The following is a 9,147-nucleotide window of genomic DNA, read 5'->3' as shown; positions in this document are numbered from 1 at the left end:
GTAAGGCCTGAAAACTTGCAATGCGTCCCGATCTTTTCGCAAAAACCGCGAAAAGATCGGGACCAAGGCGCGCGCCTGCGCGAATTTCCGCAAAAACCGCGGAACGGATTGTTCCAATCCCACCAGTGCCATCTGCATGTGTTCCAACATGAATTCGAAAAATACCTGAAGGTCTCCCCCTTCGTCCGCTTCGCTCAGGGCATCCAGATAACGGGAGCGTTCCTTTTTTTTGATGATGACGGGGGGATAACCGGCCCGTACCAATTCCAGGTTGGTGATGGCCCGGACAGTACGGCCATTGCCATCGCCAAACGGGTGAATATGCGTCAGCCATGCATGCAGAAGGATGGCACGAACAGGCGCTGCCAGATTGTGATGGTATATCGACCAACGCTCCCATTCCTCCATTTCTCGCATGATATGATTCCAGGTTTCTGCAGGACGATGCCGGGATCCGGAAATGCATACCGGATGATTTCGGAACATCCCCGCGCCAGGACGGTCGCCGAGAATCAGTGCATGCAATTCCTTGAGATCGTCGATTCCGGTCGGTTTGGACTTCTCCCGGGCAATCTCGACAAGCCGCCGCAAGGCGTTGTCCAAAGCCAAGGCATCGCGCACAAAAGCGGGATCATGGCCTGTTACGGTGATCCCTTTAAGTATGGCCAGTTTCGTCTCTCCGACGGAAAGGGTGCTTCCTTCCAGGGCGTTGGAGGCGGCAACCTGTTCAAATCTTTGTTCCCCGTAGTAATTTTTCAGGGTTTCCGGCGACAATGTGCCGTTGTTCCGAAGCAGTTCGACCCGATCTTCCAATGCGACAACACCCTGAAGAAGACCGTCATGGACAAGAGGAATCAGCGAATAGGGACTGCCTTCCAGGCCCAGTTGTTCGCTTTCCATGACCATCAACCGTTCCGCATCAAGGATGGAAGCGTCGGCGGATCAAGCGTCAACGCTTGGACGAAAGAAACGGCAGTTTCCACTTGGGCGTCACCGGTTTCGCGGGAGGAAGAGGAAGGAGTGGCGCGGCGGAATCGTCGGAGGAGACTTCCGCATCTGAATCGACATCCTCGGGAAGATCCTGGGAGGAATCGAGAAAGGCGGTCTTGTTCAGGGACAGGGATTTGTGAACCAGATTCCGGCCCGCCATGGGGGGAGCGAGAAGAATGCGGTTCTTGCCACCCGTCTTGCACTGGATCAATGCCTTGTAGGCCGCCTTGCTCAGGAATACGGATCGATCATGCTCGGGGAAAATGGCGATGCCACAACTGAACGTTGGCGGTGTACCCTCCAGTTCCGCCTCGTTCCAATGATCCTTGAAGGTGGATTGAACCGTTTCCATGAGTTTCAAGGCCGTCTTGCCGTCCGCTTCGTAGAGAAGCAGGCCAAAACGATCGTCGCCAAAACGACCGACGATGTCGATGCCGCGCAGGTGTTCCTGGAAGATTTCGGACAAGGAACGCAATACCTTGCCGGCGACCTCCTGACCGTGGATCTGGAGCAACTCCTTGTAATTGTCGATGTCCACGATGGCAAACGCCATGATATGGCGTAAACGCCTGGCCCGCTTGACCTCGCCATCCAGAAATGCCGCCAGATCGATGTAGCTGGTGAACCCGGTCACTTCGCAGCAGGGGACGCTCTGATGCAAAAAACCACGCATCAGGGCATGATCCTGCTCGTAGATCCGTGTCGCCATTTGTTTGATGGTCTTGAAGGCGAGCGAGGGGTCCTGATGAATCCTGGCGATGAAGCTTTTTTCGTCAAGTTTCAACACCCGGGCGTCAGTCAGGGCGCGGGCCGTGGCAAAGCGGGTCTTGCAGGCAAACATGGAGGTTTCACCCAGGAAATCTCCCTTCTTGCGTACCGACAACCGGGTCGTTCCATATTCGGAGATCATGACGACCTCCACCCGTCCCTTTTGCACGACATACATGCAGTCAGCCGGATCCCCTTTCTTGAATATATACGTCCCCTTTGGATAAAGGGTGCCAAGTTCTCCCATGTACCATCTCGATCGGCAGAATTCGGGCAGGCAGGACCAAAAACAAGGAAGGGGTCGAACCCTCTTGCCCGCGCACCAGTTGAGGCTATAAAAGAAGCCACACAGGCCATTCATGAGTTTCAATCATGAATGGTCTCTCATTTGCAAACAGACGGTTATCGACCCCGCACGCTGGGAATTGTCCACTGCAACTCAAATGGCGTTGGCGTCCCGTTCGCCGGTACGGATACGGACGACCGACTCGACGGCGGTGACAAAGATTTTTCCGTCGCCGATCCGTCCGGTCCTGGCGGCGTTTTCGATGGCCTGGATGGCCCGTTCGACCATTTCATCCGCGACCACGACCTCGACTTTCAATTTTGGCAGGAAATCGACGACGTATTCGGCGCCGCGGTAGAGTTCTGTGTGCCCCTTCTGGCGCCCGAACCCCCGCACTTCCGAAACGGTAATTCCCTGAACCCCCACTTCAGAGAGGGCCTCCTTGACGTCATCGAGTTTGAAAGGCTTGATGACGGCTTCGATTTTTTTCATAGAGTCAAGCTCCCGCCTTACGGATGTTCACCGAATATTCTAATAATACCATTGAAAGATGGTTCAAGGAAATGGTTCATTGCGCCGACCGGGTATTGTCCTTGAACAACTTGTAATTGACCGCCTCCACCATGGCATCGTAAGAGGCGGCGATGATGTGGTCCGAAACGCCGACGGTACTCCATTGCCGGTATTGATCGCGCCATTCGATGGCAACCCGAACCTTGGCGTTGGTTCCCTCTCCTTGAAGGATGCGCACCTTGTAATCGACCAGTTTCATGTTTTCGATGTCGGGATAGAATCGTTCCAGGGCCTTGAGCAATGCGGTATGGAGGGCATCGACAGGTCCTGCCCCTTCCCCGACCAGATGCAGTTGGGTAGCGCCGACCTTGACCTTGACGGTGGCCTCGGCGCCCATGATTTTGTCATCGCCGCCGCGAGAACGCCGTTCATCGATGACCCTGAATCCCTCGGTCTCGAAATAGTTGGGCACCTCACCCAGGGCGCGACGGGCGCGCAACTCGAAGCTCGCCTCGGCGCCATCGAATTGATACCCCTGGTTTTCGAGGTCCTTGATTTCCACCAGGAGATGGTGCAATCGGGAATCGGCGTTATCGACGCCCTTGATTCCGTATTCGGCAAGTTTGGCAAGCAGGTTGCTGCGGCCTGCCTGTTCCGAAACCAGGATACGTCGCTGGTTTCCCACCCGTTCCGGTACGACATGTTCGTAGGTGCGGCCATTCTTGAGGATGGCGGAAACGTGAATCCCCCCCTTGTGGGCAAAAGCGGAAGTGCCGACGAAGGGTTGATCGCGCCGCGGCGATCGGTTGACACGTTCATCGACAAATCGGCTCAATGTTTTCAGGGATTTCAGTTGATGATCGGTAATCCCCGTTTTTCTTCCCATCTTCAGCATCAGGTTGGCGATGACACTGACCAGATTGGCGTTGCCGCACCGTTCCCCCAGGCCATTGATGGTTCCCTGAACCTGGAGCGCCCCCTGTTCCACCGCCACCAGGCTGTTGGCGACAGCCAGGCCGCAATCGTTGTGACAATGGATTCCCAGGGGGCGTTCCACGATGGCGGCCTGTGTTTTTGCAAATATTTCCGCCAGTTCCGTCACCATTGTCCCACCATTGGTGTCGCAAAGCACCAACCAGTCCGCCCCTCCCGCCACCGCCGCCTGAAGTACCTTCACGGCATAATCGGGACTATCCTTGAATCCATCGAAAAAATGTTCGGCATCGAAGATGACCGTATCGACCCGTTGTTTCAGGAATGCAACGGAATCATGAATTAAATCAATGTTTTCATCCACGCCAATACCCATCCCCTCGCGAACATGCAGGTCCCAGGTTTTGCCAAAGAGGGTGATCGTGGCGGTTTGCGCCTGCAAGAGCCCCTGCAAGGTCGGGTCTTCGGCGACCTTGAGACCGGGACGGCGGGTCGCGCCAAACGCGGTCAACCGGCTTTTAAGATTCAGTGCCCGGGCATGCTGAAAAAACGCACTGTCCTTGGGATTGGCCCCCGGCCAGCCCCCCTCGATAAAATCGACGCCAAAATCGTCCAGACGTTCGGCAATACGCAGTTTGTCCTCCAGGGAGAGGAGAATGCCCTCTCCCTGGCTTCCGTCGCGCAAGGTCGTGTCGTAGATGGCAATCTTCGGTCCCGGATCATCCTGCAATGGAATCTCCGGCCACCTTGTCCAGATCGAAGGCGGAATGGAGGGTTCGCACGGCCAACTCGGTATATTTTTCGTCGATGACCACGGAGATCTTGATTTCGGAAGTGGAGATCATCTGAATATTGATCCGTTCGTCGGCGAGGGCCTTGAACATTTTCTGGGCCACGCCGGAATGGGAGCGCATGCCGACGCCAATGGCGGAAATCTTGGCGATATTGGTATCTCCGGTGACATCGCGGGCACCGATGGTCTTGACCGACTCCTTGAGTATGGTCATGGTTTGACTGAAATCACCCTTGGAAACGGTGAAGGTCATATCGGTCTCATGCCCCGCCGACACGTTTTGGATGATCATGTCCACATTGATGTTGGCCCCGGCCAGGGTTCCGAAAATGGTGGCGGCGACTCCGGGGGTATCGGGAACACCGATGATGGTGATCTTGGCCTCGTTGGTATTGTAGGCGATGGCGGAGACAAGAACCTTTTCCATGGTTTGATCCTCGACGGTCAGCAGAGTTCCGGTCCCCTCTTCCAGAGAGGACAGCACCCTGACGGGAACGGAATATTTTTTGGCCAATTCGACGGAACGGGTCTGCAACACCTTGGCGCCGAGCGAGGCCATCTCCAACATTTCATCGTAGGAGATGCGATCCATCTTGCGCGCCTTGGGCTCGATGCGAGGATCGGTGGTATAGACCCCATCAACGTCGGTATAGATGTCACAGAAGTCGGCGTCGAGTGCCGCGGCCAGAGCGACCGCCGAGGTATCGGAGCCACCGCGTCCCAGGGTCGTGACATCTCCCGAGGCGGTCACCCCCTGAAACCCCGCCACGATGACGATGTATCCTTCTTCCAGGTCCTTGCGAATCCGGCTCCCTTCGATTTCCTGGATTCTGGCCTTGGAATAGACATCATCGGTCACAAAACGCACCTGCCATCCAAGGTAGGACCGGGCCTTGAATCCCATGGCCTCGATGGCGATGGCCAGCAGACCGATGGAAATCTGTTCGCCGGCGGAAACCACGACATCATATTCTCTCTTATTGTAGGAAGGGGTCAGGGCCTCCACGAGGGCGACAAGGCGGTTGGTCTCCCCCGCCATGGCCGATACGGTGACGACTACCTGATGTCCTTCCTTGTGGGCAGCAATGGCCCGGGCGGCGACATTGCGGATCCGTTCGATGTTGCCCACCGAAGTTCCGCCAAATTTTTGCACGATGAGACTCACCTTGAAACATTCCTCGATAATGAATTGTTGCCAACGATTCCACGATGGGAAAAAATCACCTTGAATATTCCTGGAGACGCAAAGGGACGACCGGGAGGGCGGCGAGGTCGGGTCCAGGACGTTGTTTTTCTCTTTTCGCCCGCGGTTGTCCTACAATTCAAAGTCTTCGGTCGCCGGGAATCCTGGAAGAAGATTGGCGACGGTCTGGAAAATGACCTGGGGCCGTCCGATGCCTCCGGGACCGTCGATACGAATCATGTCCATGATCACATTGCCGGTCCTGCCCCGTATTGCCGTCAGGCGTCCATGATCCGCCAGTTGTGTGATCAATGCATCGGGAATGGCGGGAATGGCGCCGCAGACCATGATGCCGTCGAACGGCGCGGCATCGGGCCATCCCTGGGCCAGAGGGCTGGTCTTCCACTGGATACCGGTTCGGGCCGTCAGATTCCGCCCTTTGGTGGCGAGGGATTCATCCACTTCGAGGGCATGGACCTGGGCCCCCAGACGGGCGGCGAGCAGGGCCTCGTATCCGGTGCCGGCGCCAACGACCAGAACCTTCATTCCGGGGGCGATTTCCAGGGATTGGATCAGCCGGGCGATCTGCAAGGGGACAAGGCAGCGCCGGTTTCCCATGACGACCGGGAAATCGGAATAGGCGATTTCCCGATGTTTTCTTTCCACGAAGTCTTCCCGGGCGACGGAATTGAACACTTCGAGGAGTTCCGGTTCCGTCACCCGATTGGGCAGGATCTGCGACTTGACCATATTCTCGCGTGCCAGGGAAAAATCCATTGTACCTCCTTGCGGGAACAGCTCGGGAAACCATCGGTCTGAGTTACCTCAACCGGCACGAATTTGCAATGGAAATTTCCATTCATCCCTGGCACGGGCGAGGGTTTGCGGCGTCCCGATGTCGGACCACCGTCCCGGCGGGAAGATCCCGAAAAGGCGTTCTCTCCGCAAGGCATCGTCGAAAAAGCGGTTCAGGGAAAATCTGGTGACGGGATAAAGTTCCAGCGCCCTGGGATTGAACACCTGGATTCCGGAATAGGTCCATCCCGGGGCATCTCCCTCGCGGCGGCGGATGTTGCCCCAGGGACCTCCGGCAGGCGAAGCGATGACCTCGGGTTTTTCACTGGAAAAAACAAAGTCCCCGCCCTTCCCCTCGGGGTTGGCGACCAGAAGCAGGAGGGCGTCCATGCGGCTGGGCGCGAAATGTTCGATCAATGGCGCCAGATCGAACTCCCAGAGAATATCGCCATTGATGGCCAGACAGGGTTCATGGCCCAGGAGTGGCAGGGCATTGCAAACACCACCGCCGGTTTCCAGGAGTTCCGTTTCCCTGGAAATATCGATCCGATCGCCCCAGAAGGGGTGTCGCGTCAGGTGGTCGGCGAGCAGGTCGGCCAGGTGCCAGACATTGACGATGATTCTTCGAATCGGAAGCCGCCGCAAACGTTCGAGGGTATGATCGATGACCGGATGGCCATCGATCTCAATCAAAGGTTTGGGGGTATGGTCGGTCAAGGGTCGCAGTCGTTCACCCCGTCCCGCGGCAAGGATGAACCCATTCATAAGGCCATGACCCGGTATTTGACCAGGAGGTCGTGCAGGGGTTCAAGTTCCGGATAGGCGTGCAAGGTTTCCTGGATATATCCCATGGTCCTGGGAATGTCGTTGAGATACCCGTGTTTGCCGTCACGCAGCGAAAGACGTCCGAAAATTCCCACCGCCTTGAGATTTCTTTGCAGCGCCATGAAATCGAAGTCACGGGCGAAGCTTCTGGGGTCGGGACGGTACCCCAGGAGCCGACCTGCCCCTTCGAGCCAGAGTGCGGAGATTTTCTCGCGGAACGGTCGATCCCAGGCGATGTAGCAGTCCCGAAGGAGGCTGGCCAGGTCATAAGTGACGGGACCCATGACCGCGTCCTGGAAATCGATGATCCCCGTGCCACTGCCGGTCCACATCAGATTGCGGCTGTGGTAATCGCGATGGACCAGTGTGGTGGGTTGCTGAAGTATTTTTTCGATGATTTGATTGAAACAATCGCGAAAGGAATCCCGGTCCTCGTCGCTGACGTTTTGCTTGAGGATTCCCGGGAGGTACCAGTCGGTGAAAAGGGCGAATTCCTGGGTCAGCAAGGCCCGGTCGTAGGGACGTCCGTGGGCGATGCATGTTCCGTCCCGTGGCGTACACTGAAGGCGCAGCAGATCATCGATGGCCTGGCCATAGAGGGATGTGGCATTTTCGCCCTGCTTGAGCGCTTGCAGAAAGGTCACATCGCCAAAATCTTCCAACAGGAGAAACCCCTGATCGCAATCGGCATGGAAGATTTGTGGCACGGCAACCCCGTGTCCACGCAAAAATGTGGCAATATCCACGAACGGACGGCTGTTTTCCTTGTCGGGCGGGGCATCCATGAAGACCATGGTCCGCTTGTCGGGAAGAAACACCCGGTAGTAGGTGCGAAAGGAGGCGTCTCCGGAAATTTTATCGATGGTGCATCCCGGACCCAGATGGTCATGGATGAATTGATGGGCTGTAGTCGTCATCATTGCCGTGGCCAGGTAAACTGTTCGAGCAGACGTTCGCTTTTGCGACCGTATGCCCTCATGTATAGCAAACGGTGGTCCAAATGTGTTGCGGAATCGTCGGCCAGCCTGATTTCAAGGTAATCGACCATGCCACGCTGCAACAGTTTTTCGGGCCATTCCACCACACAGACCCCGGCGGCTTCAAGATATTCCCCCGCGCCGGAATCGTACAATGCCTCGATCGATTCCAGGCGATACAAATCGAAGTGGTATACCGGCAGGCGTCCCTGGGTATAGGTATTGACCAATGTGAAGGTCGGCGAGGTGATGTAGGGGTCTTCGTGTCCCAACCCTCTGATGATGCCGCGGGCCAGGACCGACTTTCCGGCCCCGACCGCACCCAGGAGCAAAATCACCCCCCCCGGCTCAAGACTCCGGGCCAGCCAGTGGCCCATGGCCTCGGTTTCTTCCTCGGAGCAGCTGTGACAGTGAACGGGATTCATCGGCGGCCAGGGATGGGAAATCCTCAAAATTTTCTATAAGATAATGATATTATAACAAGTTCAGGTCTGCGTCAACCCAGAACCATGGCGGATCCCGGAAATTGTCGATTCCAGGTACCATGATCTTTTCGTTTGTGCTATTCTTGTCTGTAGTTCGCTCCGGATTCTTTTAATTCGATGGTTGATTATCCATGCTCAAGGTTCAAACCACCGGCCTTGGAGGATATAATGTCCATAAATCATTGCAAATGAACTATATTTCCTTGATACGCAAAACGCACGGAAAGACAATGCTCGCCTTGGGTATCGATTGATTACCGGAAATATACGCAAACTTTTCTCGGAAAACGATATTACACTTTGTCAGAGAAAACATCGTCCAAGGATTGGGCATCGAAAATGCGGAGGCTCCATTCTTCCAAGGAGGACGGCTCGGCCTTGGCGATCTTTTCGTTTGCCCATGCAGGTAGATTGCCAAAACTGCGTTGTAGAAGGCGGGTTAAAATTTTGGCCTCGCCTTTCTGCTCGCCTTTCAGTTCGCCTCTCTGCTCGCCAATCTGCTCACCTTCCCATTTACCAGCACCATGTTGGAGACGCTTCGGTCCACATGGCCGCGCTGGATCGAATGCTGCGCACATTTCGCGGCATTCGCGGTTCGG

10 protein-coding genes are annotated in these 9,147 nt (G+C 55.9%); all 10 read right to left on the bottom strand.

Annotated features, from left to right (window positions below; all coding sequences use genetic code 11):
• A partial coding sequence (locus HQL76_17635) for a Fic family protein (GenBank protein MBF0110991.1) occupies nt 1-906 on the bottom strand: 906 nt, incomplete at its 3' end.
• Nucleotides 907-949: 43 nt separating this feature from the next.
• Complete coding sequence (locus tag HQL76_17630; protein ID MBF0110990.1) at nt 950-2,005, bottom strand: GGDEF domain-containing protein; 1,056 nt, start codon at nt 2,003-2,005, stop codon at nt 950-952.
• A 192-nt stretch (nt 2,006-2,197) separates the two neighbouring features.
• The gene (locus HQL76_17625) at nt 2,198-2,536 is read right to left on the bottom strand and encodes a P-II family nitrogen regulator (protein ID MBF0110989.1); all 339 of its coding nucleotides are present in this window, start codon (nt 2,534-2,536) and stop codon (nt 2,198-2,200) included.
• A 76-nt stretch (nt 2,537-2,612) separates the two neighbouring features.
• Complete coding sequence (locus HQL76_17620) at nt 2,613-4,220, bottom strand: citramalate synthase (GenBank protein ID MBF0110988.1); 1,608 nt, start codon at nt 4,218-4,220, stop codon at nt 2,613-2,615.
• A complete protein-coding gene (locus HQL76_17615) occupies nt 4,210-5,448 on the bottom strand; it encodes an aspartate kinase (protein ID MBF0110987.1) in 1,239 nt (412 codons plus the stop codon). Before HQL76_17615 ends, HQL76_17620 begins: the two co-directional genes overlap by 11 nt.
• A 150-nt stretch (nt 5,449-5,598) precedes the next feature.
• On the bottom strand, nt 5,599-6,243 hold the full coding sequence (locus HQL76_17610; protein ID MBF0110986.1) for a class I SAM-dependent methyltransferase: 645 nt from the start codon (nt 6,241-6,243) through the stop codon (nt 5,599-5,601).
• A 48-nt stretch (nt 6,244-6,291) separates the two neighbouring features.
• Complete coding sequence (locus tag HQL76_17605; GenBank protein MBF0110985.1) at nt 6,292-7,026, bottom strand: nucleotidyltransferase family protein; 735 nt, start codon at nt 7,024-7,026, stop codon at nt 6,292-6,294.
• Nucleotides 7,023-8,006 (bottom strand): phosphotransferase, encoded by a 984-nt coding sequence (locus HQL76_17600; GenBank protein MBF0110984.1) that lies wholly within the window; start codon nt 8,004-8,006, stop codon nt 7,023-7,025. Before HQL76_17600 ends, HQL76_17605 begins: the two co-directional genes overlap by 4 nt.
• Nucleotides 8,003-8,440: a tRNA (adenosine(37)-N6)-threonylcarbamoyltransferase complex ATPase subunit type 1 TsaE gene (tsaE, locus tag HQL76_17595; GenBank protein MBF0110983.1), complete on the bottom strand. Its 438-nt coding sequence runs from the start codon at nt 8,438-8,440 to the stop codon at nt 8,003-8,005. Before tsaE ends, HQL76_17600 begins: the two co-directional genes overlap by 4 nt.
• Before the next feature lie 401 nt (nt 8,441-8,841).
• Nucleotides 8,842-9,147: DUF4351 domain-containing protein (locus tag HQL76_17590; GenBank protein ID MBF0110982.1), on the bottom strand; the 306-nt coding region annotated here is incomplete at its 5' end.

The organism is Magnetococcales bacterium (assembly GCA_015228815.1).
Classification (GTDB): Bacteria; Pseudomonadota; Magnetococcia; order Magnetococcales; family UBA8363; genus UBA8363.
Note: the sequence above shows the minus strand (reverse complement) of the source record. Positions and strands in the feature narration are given on the sequence as shown.

Coding starts and splice junctions, on each gene's coding strand:
- HQL76_17630 (MBF0110990.1), bottom strand. CDS start 2,005: ATGGGAGAACTTGGCACCCTTTATCCAAAGGGGACGTATATATTCAAG.
- HQL76_17625 (MBF0110989.1), bottom strand. CDS start 2,536: ATGAAAAAAATCGAAGCCGTCATCAAGCCTTTCAAACTCGATGACGTC.
- HQL76_17610 (MBF0110986.1), bottom strand. CDS start 6,243: ATGGATTTTTCCCTGGCACGCGAGAATATGGTCAAGTCGCAGATCCTG.
- HQL76_17605 (MBF0110985.1), bottom strand. CDS start 7,026: ATGAATGGGTTCATCCTTGCCGCGGGACGGGGTGAACGACTGCGACCC.
- HQL76_17600 (MBF0110984.1), bottom strand. CDS start 8,006: ATGATGACGACTACAGCCCATCAATTCATCCATGACCATCTGGGTCCG.
- tsaE (MBF0110983.1), bottom strand. CDS start 8,440: ATGGGCCACTGGCTGGCCCGGAGTCTTGAGCCGGGGGGGGTGATTTTG.